This is a genomic window from Microcoleus sp. D2_18a_D3 (genome assembly GCF_036702455.1).
Lineage (GTDB): Bacteria > Cyanobacteriota > Cyanobacteriia > Cyanobacteriales > Microcoleaceae > Microcoleus.
The window spans coordinates 48310-69860 of sequence record NZ_JAUBTK010000031.1 but is presented as its reverse complement, the minus strand read 5'-3'; the positions used below and the strand labels follow the sequence as shown (position 1 = coordinate 69860).

The 21551-nt window shown below is 46.7% G+C and carries 15 protein-coding genes, 1 tRNA gene, 2 pseudogenes and 1 other annotated feature; of the genes and pseudogenes, 4 read left to right on the top strand and 14 right to left on the bottom strand.

The window, feature by feature from the left end; all coding sequences use genetic code 11:
* Positions 1-788 (top strand): annotated as a pseudogene (locus tag QUB06_RS16280) (CopG family transcriptional regulator); the annotation flags it as partial.
* Positions 789-967: 179 nt separating this feature from the next.
* Positions 968-2593 (top strand): FAD-dependent oxidoreductase, encoded by a 1626-nt coding sequence (locus QUB06_RS16275; RefSeq protein ID WP_333436140.1) that lies wholly within the window; start codon positions 968-970, stop codon positions 2591-2593.
* Between the two features lie 186 nt (positions 2594-2779).
* On the opposite strand, the gene rplL is transcribed toward QUB06_RS16275, so the two are convergent.
* The 6 genes from rplL to secE form a co-directional block, all read right to left on the bottom strand.
* Complete coding sequence (gene rplL / locus QUB06_RS16270; RefSeq protein WP_333436139.1) at positions 2780-3172, bottom strand: 50S ribosomal protein L7/L12; 393 nt, start codon at positions 3170-3172, stop codon at positions 2780-2782.
* 138 nt (positions 3173-3310) lie between these two features.
* Positions 3311-3910, bottom strand: a complete 600-nt coding sequence (gene rplJ, locus QUB06_RS16265; RefSeq protein WP_333436138.1) for a 50S ribosomal protein L10 — start codon at positions 3908-3910, stop codon at positions 3311-3313.
* Positions 3911-3939: 29 nt separating this feature from the next.
* Positions 3940-4112 (bottom strand) — a sequence feature (ribosomal protein L10 leader region).
* Positions 4113-4221: 109 nt separating this feature from the next.
* The gene (rplA, locus tag QUB06_RS16260; protein ID WP_333436137.1) at positions 4222-4935 is read right to left on the bottom strand and encodes a 50S ribosomal protein L1; all 714 of its coding nucleotides are present in this window, start codon (positions 4933-4935) and stop codon (positions 4222-4224) included.
* Positions 4936-5260: 325 nt separating this feature from the next.
* Entirely contained in the window at positions 5261-5686 is a 426-nt protein-coding gene (rplK, locus tag QUB06_RS16255) for a 50S ribosomal protein L11 (RefSeq protein WP_006635588.1), read from the bottom strand.
* A 3-nt stretch (positions 5687-5689) separates the two neighbouring features.
* Positions 5690-6328 carry a transcription termination/antitermination protein NusG gene (gene nusG, locus QUB06_RS16250; RefSeq protein ID WP_242721257.1) on the bottom strand — a complete coding sequence of 213 codons (639 nt, stop codon included), beginning with the start codon at positions 6326-6328 and terminating at the stop codon, positions 5690-5692.
* Positions 6325-6558, bottom strand: coding sequence for a preprotein translocase subunit SecE (gene secE / locus QUB06_RS16245; RefSeq protein WP_333409579.1), 234 nt, complete (start codon positions 6556-6558; stop codon positions 6325-6327). The genes nusG and secE overlap by 4 nt, the downstream gene beginning before the upstream one ends.
* A gap of 78 nt (positions 6559-6636) precedes the next feature.
* Between secE and QUB06_RS16240 the strand changes: the two genes are divergently transcribed.
* Complete coding sequence (locus QUB06_RS16240; protein ID WP_333322330.1) at positions 6637-6831, top strand: hypothetical protein; 195 nt, start codon at positions 6637-6639, stop codon at positions 6829-6831.
* 58 nt (positions 6832-6889) lie between these two features.
* Here QUB06_RS16240 and QUB06_RS16235 read toward each other — a convergent pair.
* Both QUB06_RS16235 and rplS read right to left on the bottom strand, forming a co-directional pair.
* Positions 6890-6962, bottom strand: a tRNA-Trp gene (locus QUB06_RS16235).
* 134 nt (positions 6963-7096) lie between these two features.
* Positions 7097-7480 (bottom strand): 50S ribosomal protein L19, encoded by a 384-nt coding sequence (gene rplS / locus QUB06_RS16230; protein WP_333054363.1) that lies wholly within the window; start codon positions 7478-7480, stop codon positions 7097-7099.
* 413 nt (positions 7481-7893) lie between these two features.
* Between rplS and QUB06_RS16225 the strand changes: the two genes are divergently transcribed.
* Positions 7894-9330, top strand: coding sequence for an inorganic phosphate transporter (locus QUB06_RS16225; RefSeq protein ID WP_445251390.1), 1437 nt, complete (start codon positions 7894-7896; stop codon positions 9328-9330).
* A 305-nt stretch (positions 9331-9635) separates the two neighbouring features.
* Here the strand turns inward: QUB06_RS16225 and QUB06_RS16220 are convergent, their stop codons facing one another.
* From QUB06_RS16220 to QUB06_RS16200, 6 genes and pseudogenes are all read right to left on the bottom strand, one after another.
* The gene (locus QUB06_RS16220; RefSeq protein ID WP_333436135.1) at positions 9636-10958 is read right to left on the bottom strand and encodes an acetamidase/formamidase family protein; all 1323 of its coding nucleotides are present in this window, start codon (positions 10956-10958) and stop codon (positions 9636-9638) included.
* 94 nt (positions 10959-11052) lie between these two features.
* Positions 11053-11310 carry a HepT-like ribonuclease domain-containing protein gene (locus QUB06_RS34710; protein WP_445251389.1) on the bottom strand — a complete coding sequence of 86 codons (258 nt, stop codon included), beginning with the start codon at positions 11308-11310 and terminating at the stop codon, positions 11053-11055.
* Positions 11252-11809: pseudogene (locus QUB06_RS16215) on the bottom strand (IS701 family transposase); the annotation flags it as partial. The gene QUB06_RS34710 and the pseudogene QUB06_RS16215, both read right to left, overlap by 59 nt.
* Before the next feature lie 117 nt (positions 11810-11926).
* A complete protein-coding gene (locus QUB06_RS16210; RefSeq protein ID WP_190663911.1) occupies positions 11927-12187 on the bottom strand; it encodes a hypothetical protein in 261 nt (86 codons plus the stop codon).
* 160 nt (positions 12188-12347) lie between these two features.
* Entirely contained in the window at positions 12348-16430 is a 4083-nt protein-coding gene (locus QUB06_RS16205; RefSeq protein ID WP_333436134.1) for an amino acid adenylation domain-containing protein, read from the bottom strand.
* Positions 16431-16548: 118 nt separating this feature from the next.
* A complete protein-coding gene (locus QUB06_RS16200; RefSeq protein WP_333436133.1) occupies positions 16549-21357 on the bottom strand; it encodes an amino acid adenylation domain-containing protein in 4809 nt (1602 codons plus the stop codon).
* Positions 21358-21551 lie beyond the last annotated feature (194 nt).

Here is a 21551-nt window from a genome sequence, read left to right as displayed (position 1 = left end):
TAGCGAAGTCAAGTTACGAAAGTTTACAGCAGCAGTTGAGTGAACGCGAAAGTTCGATCGCTTCTTTGCAGCAGCAATTAGCTACCGAAAAGCAAAATCTCGAAAGCCAATTAGCCGAAACTGTAGCGAAGTCAAGTTACGAAAGTTTACAGCAGCAGTTGGCTGAACGCGAAAGTTCGATCGCATCTTTGCAGCAGCAAATCGCCGAAAAAGACCACCGGGAACACGAATTTCAGCAACAGCTAGCAGAAAAATCGAGTTCGATCGCATCTTTGCAGCAGCAAGTCGCCGAAAAAGAACACGAGTTTCAGCAACAGCTAGCAGAAAAATCGAGTTCGATCGAATCTTTGCAGCAGCAAGTCGCCGAAAAAGAACACGAGTTTCAGCAGCAGCTAGCAGAAAAATCCAGTGCTCTGGAATCTTTGCACCAGCAACTCGCCGAAAAATCCAGTGCTCTGGAATCTTTGCAGCAGCAATTCGCCACCGAAAAGCAAAATCTCGAAAGCCAATTGCAGCAAACCGTGTCGAAGTCGAGTTACGAATCTTTGCAGCACGAGTTAGCAGAAAAGTCAAGTGCGATCGGCGACTTCCAAGTTCAACGAAGCAAGTTGCAATCTCTAGAAAATCAATTGAGCCAGAGTGCCGCGATACAGCGAAATTACGACGCTTTGCAGCAACAGTCTCAAGAACAGCTAAAAACCATCAAAGCTTTACGGGAACAGCTAGGTCAAATGCAGGCTGTGGCTGGGATTGGCGAAGCTTATCTCAACAAGTGGCGCCGTCAGTGATTCTCTAATCAACACGGCACTGTCTAACGCTCCGGGTGCGCCCGGAGCACTTTACCCCTAAAACGTCCTCTAAACTCGGCCTCCTTCCTCTTGTAGCGATAGATTTCAACCTGTCGCTACAAGAGCTTTTTATTGCAAAATATGAGCATACTATTAAGAAATATTACAATAAATAAATTATGAGAGGCGATCGCACCCCTTTAGGCAAATCCAGTCCCACAGGCACTAAGGGCCGCGTCACGGTAATTGGAGGCGGCATCGGCGGGCTAACAGCAGCCGCCCTGCTAGCCCGCAGAGGATACAAAGTGCTAGTCTTAGACCAGGCGATCGTCCCCGGCGGATGCGCTTCCACCTTCAAACGCAAAGGCTTTACCTTCGATGTCGGCGCCACGCAGGTTGCAGGATTGGAACCCGGAGGCATTCACCACCGCATTTTCTCAGAATTAGACATAGAACTTCCCGCAGCCACACCCTGCGATCCCGCTTGTGCGGTGTTTTTGCCGGGAGAAACCGCACCGATTAGCGTGTGGCGAGATCCGCAAAAGTGGCAGCAAGAAAGGCAGCGGCAGTTTCCCGGAAGCGAACCTTTTTGGCAATTATTGTCTGCATTGTTCAAAGCTAGCTGGAAATTTCAAGGGCGCGATCCAGTTTTACCCCCCAGAAACTTCTGGGATTTTTGGCAATTAATTCAAGCAGTTCGCCCCGATACTTTAATTACTTTGCCTTTCACTTTTATGACAGTGGGAGATGCTTTGCGGCTTTGTGGGTTGGGGGACAATTTGCGCTTGAGAACTTTTCTGGATTTGCAGTTAAAATTGTATTCTCAAGTTGATACCGAAGAAACGGCGCTACTTTACGCGGCGACGGCTTTAGGAGTTTCGCAAGAGCCGCAAGGATTGTATCATCTACAAGGAAGTATGCAGGTATTGAGCGATCGACTTGTAGAGGCGATCGAACGAGACGGCGGCAAAGTTTTGTTGCGGCACACAGTTGAAAGTATTGTCACAGCAAATGGCAAAGCCACCGGTACAGTGATTCGCAATCAAAAAACAGGCGAAGTTTGGACAGAAACTGCCGATCGCATTGTTGCCAACGTGACCGCGCAAAATTTAGTAAAATTGTTGTCAAGCGAGCCGATCGCAAATTTAACAGATAATTTAACAGAAAATTTATCCGTTAAATCAGAGACTCCAGAGACAACACATCAACTCCCAAATCAAATGGCAGGGTACAAATATCGAGTCGATAAACTGCCGCCCGCATCCGGTGCTTTCGTAATATATTTGGGAGTGCATGAAAGCGCAATTCCTGCCAATTGTCCGCCGCACCTTCAGTTTCTCTACGATTACGAAGGCGAGATTGGGGAGAATAATTCATTATTTGTTTCTGTCAGCCATCCGGGTGATGGCCGAGCACCGAAAGGAATGGCGACAATTATCGCTTCCTCATTTACTGATACTCGAATGTGGTGGAATTCGGTTGATTATGAAGGATTAAAGCAAAAATATACCGCAGGGGCGATCGCCCGTTTGAGCGAATATTTCAATTTGACGCCAGAGTCGATCGTACACCAAGAAGCCGCCACACCCCGCACCTTTGCCCGCTACACAGCGAGAGATAGAGGCGTTGTAGGTGGCATCGGGCAGCGAATACCAACCTTCGGCCCCTTCGGATTTGCCAACCGCACACCAATTAAAAACTTGTGGTTAGTGGGCGACTCCACCCATCCCGGAGAAGGAACTGCCGGTGTTTCATATTCTGCTTTAACAGTAGTGCGACAAATGGAGGCAGCCTCTAAAATCTAAGAGGACACGGCAAAGCCGTTTCCCTACGCCAAAAATAATTAATCGCGCGAGAGATGTAACTATCGCGCGATTAATTTTAGGGAATAGTTAACAGTCAACAGTTAACAGTCAACAGTCAACAGTCAACAGTCAACAGTTAACCATCATTCCGGTGTCACCGGAATTGATATCAACTACACTCTCTGACTACTTGATAGAAATTTTTGCGCCCACAGCTTCAAGCTGTTTCTTCATTTCTTCAGCAGCATCCTTAGCAATAGCTTCCTTAACTGCCTTCGGTGCGGCTTCTACCAAGTCTTTTGCTTCCTTCAGACCCAGACCGGTAATTGCGCGGACTTCCTTCAGAATTGCGATTTTCTTGTCAGCAGGAACTTCTTCGAGCATGACAGTAAACTCGGTTTGCTCTTCTACGGGTTCCGGAGCGGCACCACCACCCATACCGGGCATCATCATCATGCCGCCTACAGGAGCAGCAGCGCTGACGCCGAAAGCTTCTTCAATTTGCTTGACCAATTCAGATGCTTCGAGCAAAGTCAGAGACTTAAGTTTTTCCAAGATTTCGTCAGTTGCAGTAGACATTCGTTAAACTCCTAGTTCGATTGTAGATTTGGGATTTGAGATTTGAGATTTGCTCATTCATCATTAGTTTTTCGTCTCCAGTCTTCTATCTATTGCTAAATACTAATGACTGAGAACTAATGACTAATTACTAATGACTTACACAGATGCGCTTTCTGCTTCTGCTTCTGGTTGCGCTTCTGGTTGTGCTTCTGCTGCTACTTCTGTTGCTGAATCGCCGTCTTTTTCAGCATAAGCTTTAAGACCGCGAGCGATCGAAGTAGGAACTTGATTGATACCCACAGCCAACTTGGTTGCGACACCGTTGATAGCGCCAGCAATTTGAGCCATGAGTTGTTCTTTCGACGGCAGATCGGCTAATGCTTTAACATCAGCTTCTTTCAGCACCCGTCCTTCCATCACGCCGCCGCGAAGTTCTGTCTTCTTAGAGACTTTTTGGAATTCTTGGTAAGCTTTAATCGCGCCGCCAATATCTTCTTGCACGAACAGAAACGCCGACGTACCGGTCAGCAATTCCTGTATCGGCTGCCAGGTTTCGTTGCCTTCAACCGCAATTCGCATCAGCGTGTTTTTTGCCACTTGGCAACTGCTGCCTTTCGGACGCAAACGCCGACGCAAATCTGTGATTTCAGCAACAGTTAAGCCCGTGTAGTCAATCACGATCGCCAATTGAGATTCGCTCAAGGTTTGCTTGAGGTCTGCAATAATCTCATTTTTTACTGCTAAAGTTTTGCCCATACTTATTTCACCTCCTTTTAGGATCGAAAACTGCCCACCAAAAACCCCGACCTTAGAGCCGGGGCAGAGAATTAAAAATTAACAAGTCAGAATTAAAAATAGAAAATTTCTAATCTTTGAGTCTTGAGTTTTTATTTCTTCAGCCTCGGCAGGAAATTAAGCGGTCGGCACCTGCGGTCTTCAGCTTATTGATTTTTGATTAGGCTATCATCAGAAGGCAGAGATTAGCAAGGGTCTGGCGTAAGTCTTGTGAGAGATTTACACAGACAGCCGAAGCTGTCTTTTACCTTCTGCCTTCTGCTTAATTCTTTCTACGCAGCATCAAGTTTGGTATCGCGCAGAGCATTGATATCGACTTCGATCGACGGGCCCATTGTTGCGGATACGTACAAACTGCGCCAGTAGCGACCTTTAGCACCAGAAGGACGGTTGCGGTCAACAGTTTCTTGCAAAGCATGAAGGTTGACGAGCAAATCTTCCGCTGAGAAAGCTGCCTTGCCAAACATAACATGAACGATGCCAGTTCGATCGGCACGGAATTCTAGTTTACCACCTTTAAACTCGTTGATCGCCTGAGCAATGTCAGTCGTCACCGTGCCACCTTTCGGAGAAGGCATCAAACCGCGCGGGCCCAACAACCGACCCAATTTTGCCACCAACGGCATCACGTCTGGGGTAGCAATCAGGCAATCGAAGTCCATCATGCCCTTCTGAATTTCATCGATCAACTCTTCAGAACCAGCAATATCCGCGCCGGCATTCAGAGCTTCTTTAACTTTTTCGCCCTTAGCAATCACCGCAATTCTGACTACTTGACCAGTTCCTTTTGGTAGCGATACAGTTGTCCGCAACTGTTGGTCAGTATATTTCGGGTCAATTCCCAAACGGATGTGAGCTTCAGCAGCTTCGCCAAACTTAGCGGTTGCTGTTTCTTTCAAAAGTTGCAGAGCTTCCAGCGGTAGATAAGGTCTGTCTTCAACTTTCTTTTGAAGTTCTTGCAGTCTTCGCGATACTTTCTTGGCCATTGTTATCTCCTGGGGTCAGTCGATTGTAGATTGTAGATTTTAGATTTTAGATTGAACCTATCGGACAATCTTAAAATCTACCCGTTTTCGATTCCTAGCGAAGCTTTGCTTCTCCCCCTGAATCGATCGATTTTGGATTTTGGATTTTAGATTGAAGATTTGAGCTTCAACACCGGGAATTTTGGATGAGCAATTTGGAAATTGGACTAGAAATTAAGAATTGGGAATGATCAAAAACTTTTCTCTCTTCCTTCTTTCTTCTTCCCGACATCCGTTACATCCGTTACATCCGTTACATAATCCGTTGCCGAACTTCCTTCTTCCTTCAATCCGCGATCGCCACGCCCATATTTTTAGCCGTTCCTGCCACAATTTTCATAGCAGCCTCAACATCATTAGCATTGAGGTCAGGCATTTTCGTTTCAGCGATTTCTCGTAACTGAGCCTGTGTAATTGTCCCTACTTGCTTGCGATTAGGTTCTCCCGAACCTTTAGCAATGCCAGCCGCTTTTTGAATCAAAACCGACGCCGGCGGAGTTTTGAGAATAAACGTAAAACTGCGGTCTTCAAAAACCGAAATTTCTACCGGAACCACCAGACCTGCTTGGTCTGCGGTTCTAGCATTGTACTCCTTGCAAAACATCATAATATTGACGCCGTGCTGACCCAGAGCTGGGCCGATCGGAGGAGCTGGGTTGGCTTTTCCCGCCGTAATCGCCAACTTAATTACTGCAACAACTTTCTTTGCCATTAGTTAGTTCTGTTTCTGAACCTGATTGAACTCCAATTCTACAGGCGTATCGCGCCCAAAAATCGAGAGTAAAACTTTGAGCTTGTTTCGTTCCGGGCTAACTTCAATCACATCACCTTCAAAATCTTTAAATGGCCCGGAAAGTACCACAACGTGGTCTCCAGTAGACATCGATACTTTGACAACTGGTTCTGATTCCTGAGCGTTTCTGAAGATCCGTTCTACTTCCGAATGACTCAGAGGTAGCGGTTTGACGTGACCCCTGCCGCGCCCGTAGCGGCGTTTCTGCTCTGCCCCGACAAAATTAATTACATTCGGGGTATTCTTAATCACCTGCCACGTATCCTCGTCCATAAACATACGGATGAGTACGTAGCCGGGAAAGATTTTTTCATCTGACTGCCGCCTGGAACCGTCTTTGCCGACTTTGATCGCCGGAGTTTGCGGAATTTCCACTTGAACGATGCGATCGGCAACATCCAAAGTTTGAATCCGCTGATCCAAGTTTGCCTTCACCCGCTTCTCGCAGCCAGAGGCAACTTGAACAGCATACCAGCGAGCATCAATCTCCGGCACATCTGGCGATGCTGCCTGTCCCGTCGCTTCTGTGGAATACTCAGATTCTTCTGATGCAAAAGTCATGGCCCAAACACCTTTCCCGCGCCCCAGTTAAAGAAGTTATCCACCAAATAGATCAGGCTTGCTGAGAGGATTACCATCAAAAGCACGGCCAAAGACTCGCTGATTAGCTGCTGCCTGCTGGGCCAAACCACTTTGTCGAGTTCTTCTCTAGTTTCCTTTAAAAAACCCGTAGGATTAAACCCAGGCGCCGTTATTTCTTGAGTTTCTTGAGCTTCGTCTTTTTTCGCCACGATTCAATCCCCCTTGCGATTTTAGATTTTAGATTTTAGATTTTAGATGGTGTGAGTGGCCCGCGGCTCTCAGATTTTGTGACACTAACCACTTACGCCCAAGTCCCAAATCTCAAATCTAAAGCCACGACTTTTTTACAAGCCCAACCAATCAACGGCGTAAATGCCGATCGCCGAAACCGACGATCGAGAAGCCACACCGAGCATTTGTTAATGGCATTTTTTGCGAACCGCCCACAAAAATTAATTCTACCCGAAAGTTTGCGGTTTTGACTGTTGCCAGCCAATAGTCCGGGCGCTTTCGGGCAGAATTTAATGTTTGGTGATTCAGCGCGCCCTGGAGGACTTGAACCCCCGACATCAGGTTTTGGAGACCTGCGTTCTACCAACTGAACTAAGAGCGCACAGGTGAGGTTGCTGAAATTCGCTTAACCTCTAGATTTCTATTTTAACACAGTGCGCTCGTAAATGGGAAACTTTTTTTTGAAATTTTTTAATTTCCCATGAACCATGAACCAAATGGAAGCTGGGTGCATTCCTACAGGGAGCGATCGAACCGCTGTTTGACGCGAGTAGCTTTGCCCACCCGATCGCGCAGGTAGTAAAGTTTTGCTCTGCGGACTTTCCCGCGGCGCATCACTTGGATCGTGGCGATTCGGGGCGAGTGAATCAAAAACACCCGTTCCACTCCGACGCCCTGAAACACGCGGCGAACGGTGATTGTTTCATTAATCCCACCGTTACGCATAGCAATCACAGTCCCTTCGTAGGGCTGAACCCGTTCTTTGTTACCCTCTTTAATTCTTACGCCGACTCGCACTGTGTCGCCCACGTAAATTTCGGGAACTTGTTTATTGAGTTCTTGCTTGACTCTATCTATTTCTGCCGTTTCGATAGAACGGATTATTTCTGCGCCTTTCATAAAAAAACTCGGTAAGTGGGACACTCAGTGGCTTGAGCCAAGAGAGGGAAACGACACGAGCGGTTTAAACCGCCTACCCCTTTCGGGGCTAGACAAGTAGAGGAATGGTACTTGTCTAATCCCTGTATTGCCGGGAGCGCCTTGCCATTCCAGTAATGTTAGCTTCGCCCATGTTTTAAGAGCTTTTTAGACTTGCAACACTGTCTCAGTGACCTTAAGACTGTTTAATTGCAAATGACAGAGCAGGAAACTAGCTACGCATTTCCAGGTGTCGTGACTCAAAAAACGTAGTCAGTTAAGACTGAGGCTGGTCAGTACGGCTTGCGGGAATTGCTCTTGCAAGCCCAGTGTCTTTTAGACCTGGGTTACTGACGGGATTTACCAAAACTCACAATCCATTATCATATATCGAAATGCCCGTTTTATGTCAAAAAATTTCTATGTTAGATACCTCTGGGGTCGTATTTCTGCAACTAGGGGCAATGGCCGCACTGGCCTTGTACGTCGCCGCCAACTTGGGGGCCAACGATGTCGCTAACTCGATGGGGACATCCGTAGGCTCGAAGGCGCTAACGCTGCGGCAGGCAATAATTGTTGCAGGCATACTGGAGTTTTCCGGCGCAGTGCTGTTCGGGCAAGGAGTTTCCGAAACTCTGGCAACAGGAGTGGTGAATGCAGAAGTGTTCGCGGCCAAACCGCAAGTATTTTTAATCGGGATGGTGTCAGTGCTGATAGCTTGCGGGATATGGCTGCAAATCGCTACCAGTCGAGGTTTGCCGGTTTCTTCATCCCATGCAGTGGTGGGCGCGATCGCCGGTTTTAGCTGTGTTGCAGCCGGAATTAATGCAGTTGATTGGCGAACCATCGGCACTATCTCCCTAACTTGGGTGGCGACACCTGTTGCCAGCGGTGCTTTAGCCGCACTATTTTACAGTGTGGTGAAGTATTCGATTCTCGATCGACCAGATCCTCTATCTCAAATGCGCGAGTGGATACCTTGGCTGAGTGCAGCAATGCTGAGCGTATTTGGGATAATTGTACTGCCGTCTGTTGTGGATGTTGCTTTGGTGCAGACAGGGGCGATCGCCGCCGCGCACGATCGATTTGGCTGGAATCTTCCAATTCACGATATTGTCATTGGCATCGGGGCAATAGCTGCGATCGGCTTGACACTCAATAGCTGGAAAAAATTAGAATCAGTTGAGAAGGAAGAAGGTTCGGCAGCGGATTTTGTAACGGATGTAACGGATGTAACGGATGCAAGGAATAAGAAAGAGGGAATATTTTCCCAATCTCCCACTCTCCCCCTCTCCCCCTCTCCCCCTCCCCGCCACTCTCTCATCGAGCAACAAATGGCGAGATTTCAAGTCTTGAGCGCCTGTTTTGTAGCATTTTCCCACGGTTCCAACGACGTAGGAAATGCAGTTGCTCCCCTAGCTGCGATCGCCTACATCCGGCGCACAGGTTCCTTTCCCTCAGAAGATTTCAGCGTTCCCCTGTGGATTTTAGTCCTCGGAGGCGCAGGAATAGTCATCGGTTTAACCATCTGGGGCAAAAATGTAATTGCCACAGTCGGCGAAAAGATCATCGAACTCCAACCAAGCGGCGGATTTTGCGCGGAATTAGCCACAGCCACCACAGTCTTGCTAGCATCCCGCTTCGGTTTGCCAGTTTCCACATCCCACGCTTTAGTGGGTGCAGTTGTCGGAGTGGGGCTGATCAAAGCTTGGAAATCAGTACGCTTGCAAACTTTGCTGTCAATTGGTTCGGCTTGGCTGGTGACAATTCCGATCGCAGCAGGTTTGGCTGCTATCATCTTCAGCATCGCGCAATCCATTGGGCAATTTTAGATTTTAGATTGAGGCATTTCAGAACAGTCATCAGTCAACAGTCAACAGTCAACAGTTAACTAATCCGGCGTTGCTGAATACAGGTATGAATGGAAGATTTCGGAATTGCTATAAGCCCTCGGAGGGTGAGTTTTGTAACATCAAGCGAAAAGTTGCTTCATACCGTGAATCAGCAACGCCCAAATTTAATTCTGGTAAGCCAAGTTAATGATCTTCAAGTCCCCCTTTTGTTGGCGTAGCCTGTCCAAAGGACATAGGGGGATTTAGGGGGAGCGCACCACCACTTATCTGAACGCAAACTGCTGTTAACTTCTGACCCAAAGAGACTTGGGCATCAAGCAATGTAGATGTTTTGCTCCCGGCTCTATTTTGCCAATCCGTGCATCCATAGCTAAACTGGCAAGGGAATAGGCATCAAGAGGTACAAGTCCTTTTAGGGTCTGCATTCTCTCAATTAGACTCATGGCCGCCACGTTCATAGCCTGCATTGCATCACCATCGATGGCATGGGTGACAAAACTATCTGAGGTATCAGTGGTAGGGTTAGGGGCAAGGACTGGAGTTGGTTGTTTCGGTAACATGCAATAGACCCCTTTTAGTTGATTGACCACCTCTGCTACTCGACAATCACCGTAGTTTGCCATGTATTGACGAGCTTCATTACTGTTTAAGCCTTTAGATTCAGCAAGAAATTTTAGGGTTTCTTCTTCCAGAATATCGATCGCAATATTGAGGTCTCGATCATAACCCATCGTTATCCAATGAGTATCTGACTCAATCCGTGGCCAAGTCAGGCGTTTACCCTTAATTACTTCTACAGTCAGGTTCAGTTCATTAAAGGCAGACTCGATCGCTGTTAAATTAATCTCACCATTACCTTGCACCGCATGGGAATCCCCAGACCACAATAAAGCTCCATCCACAAACACTGGTAAGTAAATCGTTGTGCCTTCTACTAATTCTCTACAGTCGAGGTTTCCGCCAAAAGGTCCAGGGGGTACGGTGCTATATTGTCCACTTTCAGCCCTCGCCACCCCAAGAATACCGGGGAACGGACGCACAGGTAATTCAATCCCCGGCAAAAATTCTGTAACCCCACGCTTGAGGTCAAGGAAGAAATGTTTTACTTGGGGTTCAGGGAAGCTAGTTGGGAATTGCCCTAGGGCAAGATTACCCGGCAGGTTCCAGTTGGAGCCATAGGTACGAGGCACAATCCGATTAATTTTAACTTTGAGAGTATCTCCGGGTGCTGCGCCCTCTACAAAGATCGGCCCTGTAATCGTATGGGGTCCACGACCGGGATTATTTACCCGCAGTCTAGTAATTTCTTCGATCGATACCCCCGGCAAAACTTGATTCATGGAAGCCATCATGGTTTCCAGGACAACGGTGTCCCCTGATTTAATCCGAGCGCGGGGTGTCTCTGCATTATTAAACCAACCCCATTGGACTGTTTCATCATTGGCGGGCAGTAAGTACACACCACCCTGATACTGTCCCACATATCCTTCCTGTAAAGCTGCGATTTCCGGTCGATTGGTTGGAGTTTGAGCAGTCAATTTATTTGGTAACAAGGTCGCAGCCGCAGCTACACTCCCACCAAGAAGAAAATCACGTCGATTCGGCATAGCTTGCTTTTTTATGGTAAATGTCTCTAATCCCCTGATCCATCTAGATCAAAGCAAATATATTATTCAGGCTTATTCTTTTAAAATTTGTTATCTAAAATACAAATAGCTTAGAAAAGGAATAAACACTCACCATAAATCTATATCTTAAAGATGACAGATTTTGAGCATATTTACATCTAATGTCTGAAAAAATAAGGATATTTCTGAGTCCGGTGATTTTTCGCCACTCAATTTCTGGATATTGAGACCGTACTTCTAGAGGGATATTTTTAACGGGACTTAAACAAATTTCAAGCCCAAATAAAGCCCAAACTAGCTTTGTAAGCAGAGAATACGTCCCAATTTTCATTCAGCCACTTGACCAACCTAAAAGATATTGCTGTCCGAAATGCTTCAAGCGCTTCCGTAAAGGTGTTTAAAGGTTTATTTGCCCATCTACGTCTTAATCCGCAGGTTTTGGTATGCCAGAGGATAAAACTGTAGGCACAAAATACCCAAATTAAATGCCTCATTAGACTGCGTTTATCTCTCACTTGATATTCTTTTAACCCTAACCATCCCTTGGCTTATCGATAGAAAACTTCTACCCAATTTCTTTGGGAGTAGGTCTTTACTACCCACTCTTATGTTGCTGTTGATAACTCCACATTAGTCATCAAATAATCAATTTCACTGGCTTGTTCGACAGTCGCCGCATTCATGACGATGGCTACTACTTTCTTGCCTGTATACTTTGATAACTCGATTTCCATTGTCGCTACCCATAACGTTCTGGGTTTTTCTCCTGGGAGTTGAATAAGCGTGAAAGTTTCGGAGGGTAAGGCTCTTGCTAAATCATCTACTCGAATTTCTGCGTTGCTGAATACAAGTATGAATTCAAGTTTTCGGAATGGCTATAAGCCAAGTAGAGTGAGTTTTGTAACATCAAGCGAAAAGTTTATTCATACCGTGAATCAGCAACCCCACTAATCCTTCTGATTGCCTCGGTTGGGATAAACTCGTGAAGGCAAAAGCTTCCAAGCCGCAGCATCTGCACCCCAGTTGCGAAAAATCTTCACTGAAGCGAAAATTTTAGCGAAACGCCAATTATAGCAACGTTTCCAGTCAGGAGGCCACTGGGCGGTTTCGTCAGCGGCTTGCAAAGCTCTGACTTCAGCTTCGAGTGCTGCGGCGTGGCGCTGCATGATGATTTCTAGTTGCAAAAAGTGTTCTTCGGGCGATCGCAATTTTTTGACATCCTAACTACAAGCGTGATAAAGCGTATTCCAGTACAGTAGGGACACCGCAATGCCGTGTCCCTTTAGTCTCATAAAACTCTGAGGACTTTAGTCCTCACTACAAACGTGATAAAGATTATTTTATTCGACACACAAGCACGCGGGTTCCTCAATCACTTAATTCCTCCTCAAAGCAATGCTTCAGCTTTTGAGCCAGCACCTCGACGTTAGGCTTTCTCAACATAGTAAGATGATTTCCAGGAACTCTAATCACCTCTACTTTTTGCGTCGTTAATTCACTCCACCCAAGAGTCGGATCTTGATGATTCATGCTTAGCTTTTCCCTCGATCTAAACAGAGTAATTCGCTGCGGATAAATTTTCGGTACATAGCTGAGAGTTGCTTGACTATTAGCCTGAAATACAGTAAACATTGAGGGAATTGCCAGCTCGCGCCAGCTCCGTTCTTTTGACTCCTGAGATAGGATGCTAACCATAACGGCCTGTTTCCAATTCCAGCGATGCAAAAAATTAGCTGCCAAATTAAGCATCTTATTTAATTTCGGGAATTTGGCAGCAATACCGCCACTTTGAACATTTTCCGCAGCAGCCACCAAGCGAAAATAATCTACTACAAAAGGCCAGATAGAGCGAGAAACAGTAGTCAGAATAAACTTGCAACCGTCCCAAAAAGAAGGTTTGTTAGCAGAAACCGGCGCTAAAGTATCCAGCACAGCAAGTAAAGCCACTTCATCCCCCGCTGCGAGCAACTGTTGAGCCATCTCAAAAGCAACCAAACCTCCAAAAGACCAACCTCCTAAAAAATAAGGCCCTTTTGGTTGAACGGTACGCAAGGCTGCGATGTAGTCAGTCGCCATGTCTTCAATGCTAGTTAACGGAGAACTTTCGCCGTCAATACCCTTTGGTTGCAGCCCGTAAAACGGTTGATTTTCTCCTAGTTGAAATGCTAACTCGACATAAGGAAATACCACGCCAAAGATGGGATGGACGCAGAAGAACGGGGGCTTTTTACCGCGAGGCTTAATTGCAACTAAAGGCGACCATTCCAGAGAATTTGTTCCTGAATTTAGCGAATCGGCTAAACCTTCAATTGTCGGATTTAAAAAAAGAGCAGACAGCGGCAACTCGCGCTCAAATTGCTGGTTAATCTCATTGATGAGGCGGATTGCCAGCAGGGAATCTCCACCCAAATCGAAGAAGTTGTCGCGAATGCCAACGCACTCTGCATTGAGGATTGTGGCCCAAATTTTGGCGAGGGTTGACTCGGTTGGCGTGCGAGGTGCAAGGCAGCTTTTATCTATTGAATTGCTAGTTAAAGTTCCCGGTACAGGTAGGCGCAGGCGGTCAATTTTGCCATTGGGAGTTAGGGGCAGAAAATCCATCGCCACAAAAGCACTGGGAATCATGTAATTGGGCAGTTGTTGTTTGAGGAAGTTGCGTATTTCCACAGGATTAATCGTCTGATTTTGATTGGGGACGACATAAGCAACTAGGCGTTTGTTGCCAGACAAATCATCCACAGCAACCGCCGCTGTTTCTTTGACTGCTGGATGCTGAACCAGTAGCGCTTCAATTTCTCCCAATTCTATTCGATAACCGCGAATTTTTACCTGTTCGTCAGTGCGGCCTAAAAACTCAATATTGCCGTCGGGAAAATAGCGAGCTAAGTCACCAGTTTTATAAATTCGTTCTCCTGCTTTTTGGCTAAAGGGATTAGCAATAAATCGCTGGGCGGTTAATTCGGGGCGGTTCAGGTAGCCTCGCGCCAAACCGCTGCCACCGATGTACAATTCACCGGGAATTCCCACGGGTACAGGCTGTAAATTTTTATCTAAAATATATAGTTGAGTGTTAGCTATTGGGCGGCCGATGGGCGGTTTTTTGCTATCGCCAATTTCGGCCAAACTTGACCAGACTGTCGCTTCTGTAGGGCCGTAAGCGTTAAAAAATCGGCGCCCAGAAGCCCAGCGTTTAACAATATCCGGGGAACAGAATTCGCCAGCACAGATGATTGTTTGCAGTGCGGGAAGTTCGGCGTTTGGAAGGACAGCTAGCAGCGAGGGCGGGAGGGTAGCGTGAGTAATAGCATTATCCTGCAAAAATTGGATTAATGTTTGTCCGGGCAACAAAGATTCTTTCTTGGCACAGTAAAGTGTTGCTCCGGTTCCCAAGGCCATGACAATCTCAAAGATTGAGGCATCAAAGCTCAGGGATGCGAATTGCAAAATGCGGTGATTTGAGTTTAAGTTAAAAGCTTCTATTTGAGCTAGGGCTAAGTTGTAGAGTCCCCGATGTTCGATTAAAACGCCTTTGGGTTTTCCGGTTGAACCAGATGTGTAAATGACGTAGGCTAGGTTTTCGGGTAGGATATTTGTAGTTGGATTTTCTGGGCTTTGTCGGGCGATAATTTCTCTGTCGGAGTCCAAACACACTACTGAAAAAACTTCGTAATTTTCCGGCTGCGTCAAGTTTTTGGCTAAGTGCTGCTGAGTTACCAAAATCGACACCTGAGCATCTTCTAACATGAAGTTAAGCCGCTCTTGAGGATAAGTTGGATCTAAAGGCAGGTAGGCTGCGCCTGCTTTGATAATGCCTAGCAATCCGACGATCGCATCTAAGGAACGTTCTACACAAAGGCCCACTAAAACTTCTGGTGCTGCTCCCAATTGCTGCAAGTAACGTGCAAGTTGGTTGGCTTGGCTGTTGAGTTGGCGGTAGGTTAACTGCTGGTTTTCAAAGACGGCGGCTACAGCATCGGGCGATCGCGCGACTCGCTCTTCAAATAGCTGATGGAAACACTGGTTTTGCGGATAATCTCTCTGAGTGTCATTCCAATCGATTAATAATTGCTGGTATTCTGGCGCTGTCAGCAAAGCCAAGTCGCTGAGGTGCTGTTTGGGATTGGCAACAATGGCTTCGAGCAGCGTTTGGAAATGTCCCGCCATGCGCGCAATTGTGCCGCTATCAAATAAGTCTGTGCTGTAGACAAATTGCCCTTGAATACTTCCTGCATTTTCCCACAAGTGGCACTCTAAATCTAGCTTGGCGGTTCCCGCGTCAAAGTCGATCGCCTCTCCAACGATTCCCGGCAATTCTAGCGCTGCTACAGGAGTGTTTTGCAGGCTAAAACTAACTTGAAATAGGGGGTTGCGGCTCAACTCGCGATCGGGGTGCAATTCCTCGACCAACTTCTCGAAGGGCAAATCTTGGTGCGCGTAGGCTGCCATTGCGACGTTTTTTACCCGATGCAATAGTTCCCGAAAAGTTGGATTTCCTGATAAATCTGCACGCAGCACTAAACTATTGACAAAAAAACCGATTAATGCTTCTATTTCGCTCAAGTTGCGATTGGCGATCGGCGTTCCTACTGCAATATCTACTTGTCCTGTATAGCGGTACAGCAAAGTTTGAAAAGCGGCTAGGAGAGTGATAAATAAAGTCGCGCTTTCTTGCTGGCTAAATGACTTTAGCGCCTCGCTCAAAGCAGGTGATAGCGTTATAAATTGTTTAGCGCCGCGGTAGGATGGAACGGCTGGTCTTTGCCTGTCAGTTGGTAGATTGAGTGCGGTAATTCCGTTTAACTGCTGCCGCCAATAAGCTAACTGCGTTTCTAATACTTCGCCCTGCAACCATTGGTGCTGCCATTCTGCAAAGTCGGCGTACTGCACGGGCAGTGCTGGTAAATGCGAGATCCCATTTTTTACAAATGCGGTGTAGAGCGTTCCCAGCTCTCGAATTAGCACTCCAATCGACCAACCATCAGCCACAATATGATGTAAATTCAGCAACAATATATATTCTGTTTCACTGATTTGTAACAGCGTTACTTTAAATAACGGCCCGGCGGCTAAATCGAAAGGGCATTGCGCTGCATCAGTTGCGAGTTGCAGCGCTGCCGTTTCCTGCTGAGCTGGCGAGAGATTTTGTAAGTCGATTGTGGGGAGGGATACGGTTAAAATGGGAGAAATAATTTGTACGAGTTCCCCTTCCAAAAGCGTAAACGTGGTGCGTAAAGTTTCGTGCCGCTGCACAATTTCGTTGAAGGTTTGCTCTAAGGATCTTAAGTTGAGGGAACCTGTTAAGCGGAGGGCTGTAGAGACATTGTAGAAAGGATTGCCCGGTGCTAATTGATTGAGGAACCAAAGCCGCTGCTGAGCAAATGATGCGGGAAATACAAAAACTTCTGTTTCTTGCTGCATATTTATCGAAATTGCATCCTGTTCAACAGCCATCCTTTTTATTTACTTTCTCCATTCAACATCTTGCCCACGCCAAAAACCATCTTAAAATTATCTGCGTTTATCAGCGTTAATCTGCCCTTCATCTGCGGTTGCTCTATCAATCAAAAAATTATGCAATAGGTCCATTAAAAGATGATAGCTTCCGCCGCCGACTATCGCGCGAAATCGGCACTAAAGCCGGAGCATCACTTTTACAATTCTTATCTTTCAAACTCTCAACAATCTTAGATAATTCTGCAATTGTCGGTGCTTCAAAAACCCGGCGCAAAGGCAACTCTACCCCGAAAGCATCTCGCACTCTAGAAACAAGCTGAGTCGCCAGCAGCGAATGGCCTCCCAATTCAAAGAAATTGTCCCGGATACCCACTCGCTTTATCCCCAAAACCTCAGCCCAAATTTTTACTAAAACTTCCTCAATAGAAGTCTGAGGCGCAACATAACCGCCAGCCCATTCTAACTTAATCGGCTCCGGTGCAGGCAAAGCGAGCCGATCGACCTTTCCGTTAGCCGTCACCGGTAGCGACTCCAGCACCACAAAAGCCGACGGAACCATATATTCCGGCAGTTTTTCTGCTAGATAAGCCTGCAACTGCGGCACTAATTTACGCGCTGCTTTAGCTTGTAAGGGATTGTTAGCATAAGAGCGCCAAGGACGCAAGTTATCGCTTCGGGTTTCTCGCACAAAATCTCTAATTTCGCCCCGTGCAAACACTACATCGTAGCGCCCTTGACTGTCGGAATTAGACCAACTAATATTAACATTATACGGAACTTCCAAAGCATACCAAGCTTCGGGATCTACTCCTAAATCCTCGACTTTTTCCACGGCTTTCTGCAACTGACCTGCTGTGGGAAATTTATCGACAACAGACAGCAACTCTGCCGCCTTAACTGCTGCCGTTACCGGCGCATTAGGCACATTAGCAATTCTTAAAACATCGAGTTGATTTTGCAATAATATTTGTTGCACCTTGGTAACAGTCAGATTATGATTTTCATCCAACCAATCCAGCCGTTTTTCTGCGCCCCGCTCCCCTTTTGGCGATGATTTTGGGCGTGCTGTTTCAGACGCAATATGCAGAATCGCATTGTACCGAAAAGCAGTTAACTCATTGCGATGACTACCGCGAATTAATTGAATCTCTACGCCGTCAATCTGCGGAAAGCAGTGCTTTAATGCGCCAAAAAAATCTGGCTCAATAACTAACTCTGTTTCTTGAAAAATTTGCATTTGTACTCGCTGCTGCAACTGTTCGACCGCGAGAGAAGGTTCGGCTTGATACAGTTGTACCGAAGCGTGGAAAGCTGCCAGCAACGGCAAGCTGCGGACATCTCCGATGAATATAAAACCGCCGGGGGCAGTTGCTTTCACCGCACCTTCTAGCACCTGCACGAGATAGTCGATATTTGGGAAATATTGCACGACTGAGTTGAGAATTACTGCGTCAAAAGCTGCTGTCTCTACTCCTTCAAAGTCAGTCGCCATTTTCTGAAGCAGCGTTACATTAGCTAACTGTTGATTTGCCAAGTGCTGCCGAATATAGTTGAGCGAAATAGGTGAAAAGTCTGTGCCGCAATATTGAGTGCAGCGAGAGGCTATTTGGAACAGCAACAAACCCGTGCCGCAGCCAATTTCTAACACTCGGCTAGGCTGCAAAGCTAAAATTTGGGCGGCTTGATTGTTCGCCCAGTCGCGCATCTGTTCTGCTGGGATTGGCTGATTAGTATAACTGCTATTCCAGCCGACAATATTAAATGTTGGATCTGAGTCAACAGCAGGTTGATTGTAAGTTTCATTGTAGAGCATTTGCCACTGCAAAACCTGTTCGTCCTGCAATTGCATTATTTGGTTTTTTTCCCTGGCACTGCTATATTCTGGATTCAGGGCAATATAAGCTACTAAACGTTTATCTCCCTGTCCATCTTCCGAAGCTATTGCTACAGTTTGCTGCACGGCGGGATGTTGAGTTAATAGTGTCTCGATTTCTCCTAATTCGATGCGGAAACCGCGAATTTTTACTTGTTCGTCAATGCGTCCTAAAAATTCAAGGCTGCGATCGCCTCTGTAGCGCACTAAGTCGCCGGTTTTGTAAAGTCGCTCTCCTGAATTTGGTTTAAAAGGATTGGGAATAAAGCTTTGTGCGGTTAAATCTGGGCGGTTGAGGTAGCCGCGAGCGAGTCCGTCTCCGCCGATGTACAATTCGCCAACAACCCCCATTGGTACGGGCTGCAAATATTTGTCTAATATGTAGATTTGAGTGTTAGCAATGGGGCTGCCAATTGTGGGGGCGATGTCTGTTTGCTCTGTTACAGGAATATAACCGGAAGTTGTGACGACGGTGTTTTCGGTTGGGCCGTAATTATTTACTAGCTTAAATGGATGGGATTTTAAAGGATGTTGTTGCAGTTTTTCGCCGCCTGCGAGCAAGATTCGCAAGGCTGTTGTTTGAGGCCAATCTAATAGCAAAAGTTTCTCGGCTAAAGGTGTTGGTAAAAAGCTAATGGTGATGGCGTTTGATACTAACCAGTTTTGCAGTTTTTCAGGATCTCGCCTGATGTCATCTTCTGGAAAGTAGATGCTAGATCCCGCGGCGAGATAAGGCCAAATTTCCCACCCGCAAGCATCAAAGCCGATCGCAGCAATTTGCGTTGCCCGATCGCCCGCTGACACCCCAAACTCTCTTTGATGCCAAAAAACGAGATTTAACAAGCTCCTGTGCTCAATTTCCACTCCTTTCGGCTTTCCCGTGGAGCCGGAGGTGTAAATCGCGTAAACCAGATTTTCGGCTGTGGCGGCGCTGGTGGGATTGTCGGCGATTTCTTGGGAAATCATCTCCCAGTCTGTGTCTAAACGAACTATCTGTAAATGGGGCGAGCGCAAATTCTCTACCCATTGCTGCTGAGTTAACACAACAGATAATTGAGCATCTTTTACCATAAAGCTCGATCGCTCAGCAGGATAGCTCGGATCTAAAATTAGGTAAGCTCCACCCGCTTTCAGGATACCCAACATCCCCACGATCAGAGCGAGCGATCGCCCGCAGCAAAGCCCGACTAAAACTTCCGCCCCAACCCCCATTTTTTTCAGATAACGTGCTAGTTGGTTGCTGCGAAAATTTAGCTCTCGATAGGTGACTTGCTCCTCTCCAAATACCAGCGCCACCGCATCCGGTGTCCGATCGACCTGCATTTCAAATAGCTGATGGATGCACAAATCTTGCGGATAATCCGCCTGAGTATTGTTGCATTCAACTAACAAACGATCGCGCTCTTTGGCGCTCAAATATTGCAAGTTGGCAATTCGCTGTTCGGGATTTGCCACAATGCTTTCTAACAGAGTTTGAAAATGCCCGATCAGGCGCGCAATCGTAGCTTCATCAAATAAATCGGCGCTGTAAATAACCATGCCGCTGATCCCCTCGGAGCTATCAACCCACAGCTTATTGCTGGGCGATTGGTTGCTTCCCGAGCTGTTGGGCGATCGCTCCCACAAATGAAACTCCAAATCAAACCGCGCTGTACCCACATCTAACTGCTGCGGGCTCAGTGTTAATTCTGGCAATTCTAACCGATTCCCCGGCGCGTTTTGCAGCGCAAACGCCACCTGAAATAAGGGATTTTGGTTCAACGCGCGATCGGGGTGCAGTTCTTCTACTAACTTCTCAAACGGCAAATCTTGGTGAGCGTAAGCTCCTAATGCTACCTCTTTGACTCGGTTTAAAAGTTCCCGAAAAGTTGGATTTCCCGACAAATCTGTACGCAGCACCAAACTGTTGACAAAAAAACCGATTAATGCTTCAATTTCACTGCGGTTGCGATTGGCGATCGGCGAACCTACAACAATATCTTCTTGCTGCGCGTAATGGTAAAGCAACGTTTTAAAAGCTGCCAGCACAGTCATAAACAGCGTCACTCCTTCGCGCTGGCTCAACGTTTCTAAAGCCTCGCTCAGTTGTTTTGGCAGTTGCAAAAATTGCCTTTTGCCTCGGTAACTTTGAATTGCTGGCCTGGGTCTATCCGCAGGCAAATTTAGCAGAGAAATGCCGTTTAACTGCTGCCGCCAGTAAGCAAGCTGCGTTTCTAAAACTTCCCCTTGCAGCCATTCGCGCTGCCATTTTGCAAAATCAGCATACTGGATCGACAAATCCGGTAAAGGCGAAGGTTTTTCGCTAGCAAATGCCGTGTAAAGTGCGCCTAATTCCTGAATAAGCACTCCGATTGACCAACCATCGGAGACAATGTGGTGCATATTCAGCATTAGTAAATATTCGGCATCATCTAACTGCAATAATGTGACTCGCAGCAACAAGTCATTGGACAAATTGAAAGAGCGTTGAGCTTCCTGGGCGGTGAGCCGGTTTGCTTCAGTTTGTCGAGATTCCTTTGGCAAGCTTCGCAAGTCCACTACATTAATAGGGAGGTGGAAAGCAGCAGCTATTCTCTGAACTGGTTGCCCCGAAACTACTGCTAAAGTCGTGCGTAAAGCTTCGTGGCGGCGCACAATTTCATTGAAAGTTTGTTGCAGCGCCGAAAAATTGAGCGAACCTGTCAAACGCAAGGCTGCGGGAACATTATAAAAAGGATTGTTCGGGACTAATTGGTCGAGAAACCACAAGCGCTGCTGTGCAAAGGAAAGCGGTAGATTTCCGTCCCGCCCCATAGGAACAATCGGTGTAGCAGTGAAACTAGAAGTACGATTAGCTGCTTTTAAAAAGGAAATAATTTCTGCTTTTCTCTGAGAAATTTTGGCGCGCAGTTCTGGTGTAAGAATTCCTTCGGGAGCGTTGCAGCGCAGGATCTCGCCCTCAACAAAAATATTAATATCTAGACTGCGAAGGTAAGATAAAAACTCAACTAACTCCACCGTGACAGAATCTCTGGCATTTGGCGATGAACTCGATATTTTTGGCTCGGGCATTTTGAGTCATCCTGTGATATCGATTCCGGTTGCACCGGAATCATTGTTGACTGTTGACTGTTGACTGTTGACTGTTGACGGACGGGTCAAAAAAATGAAAATTGCGCGAATTATTATTTGTTGCGAGCTTGATTCGACTTGATGCCCGACTTTTGAAGCAAGCATTTGATATCATTCCGGCCTGACTGCCGGAA

Coding starts and splice junctions, on each gene's coding strand:
- QUB06_RS16275 (WP_333436140.1), top strand. CDS start 968: ATGAGAGGCGATCGCACCCCTTTAGGCAAATCCAGTCCCACAGGCACT.
- rplL (WP_333436139.1), bottom strand. CDS start 3,172: ATGTCTACTGCAACTGACGAAATCTTGGAAAAACTTAAGTCTCTGACT.
- rplJ (WP_333436138.1), bottom strand. CDS start 3,910: ATGGGCAAAACTTTAGCAGTAAAAAATGAGATTATTGCAGACCTCAAG.
- rplA (WP_333436137.1), bottom strand. CDS start 4,935: ATGGCCAAGAAAGTATCGCGAAGACTGCAAGAACTTCAAAAGAAAGTT.
- rplK (WP_006635588.1), bottom strand. CDS start 5,686: ATGGCAAAGAAAGTTGTTGCAGTAATTAAGTTGGCGATTACGGCGGGA.
- nusG (WP_242721257.1), bottom strand. CDS start 6,328: ATGACTTTTGCATCAGAAGAATCTGAGTATTCCACAGAAGCGACGGGA.
- rplS (WP_333054363.1), bottom strand. CDS start 7,480: ATGAAAGGCGCAGAAATAATCCGTTCTATCGAAACGGCAGAAATAGAT.
- QUB06_RS16225 (WP_445251390.1), top strand. CDS start 7,894: ATGCCCGTTTTATGTCAAAAAATTTCTATGTTAGATACCTCTGGGGTC.
- QUB06_RS16220 (WP_333436135.1), bottom strand. CDS start 10,958: ATGCCGAATCGACGTGATTTTCTTCTTGGTGGGAGTGTAGCTGCGGCT.
- QUB06_RS34710 (WP_445251389.1), bottom strand. CDS start 11,310: ATGAAAATTGGGACGTATTCTCTGCTTACAAAGCTAGTTTGGGCTTTA.
- QUB06_RS16205 (WP_333436134.1), bottom strand. CDS start 16,430: ATGGCTGTTGAACAGGATGCAATTTCGATAAATATGCAGCAAGAAACA.
- QUB06_RS16200 (WP_333436133.1), bottom strand. CDS start 21,357: ATGCCCGAGCCAAAAATATCGAGTTCATCGCCAAATGCCAGAGATTCT.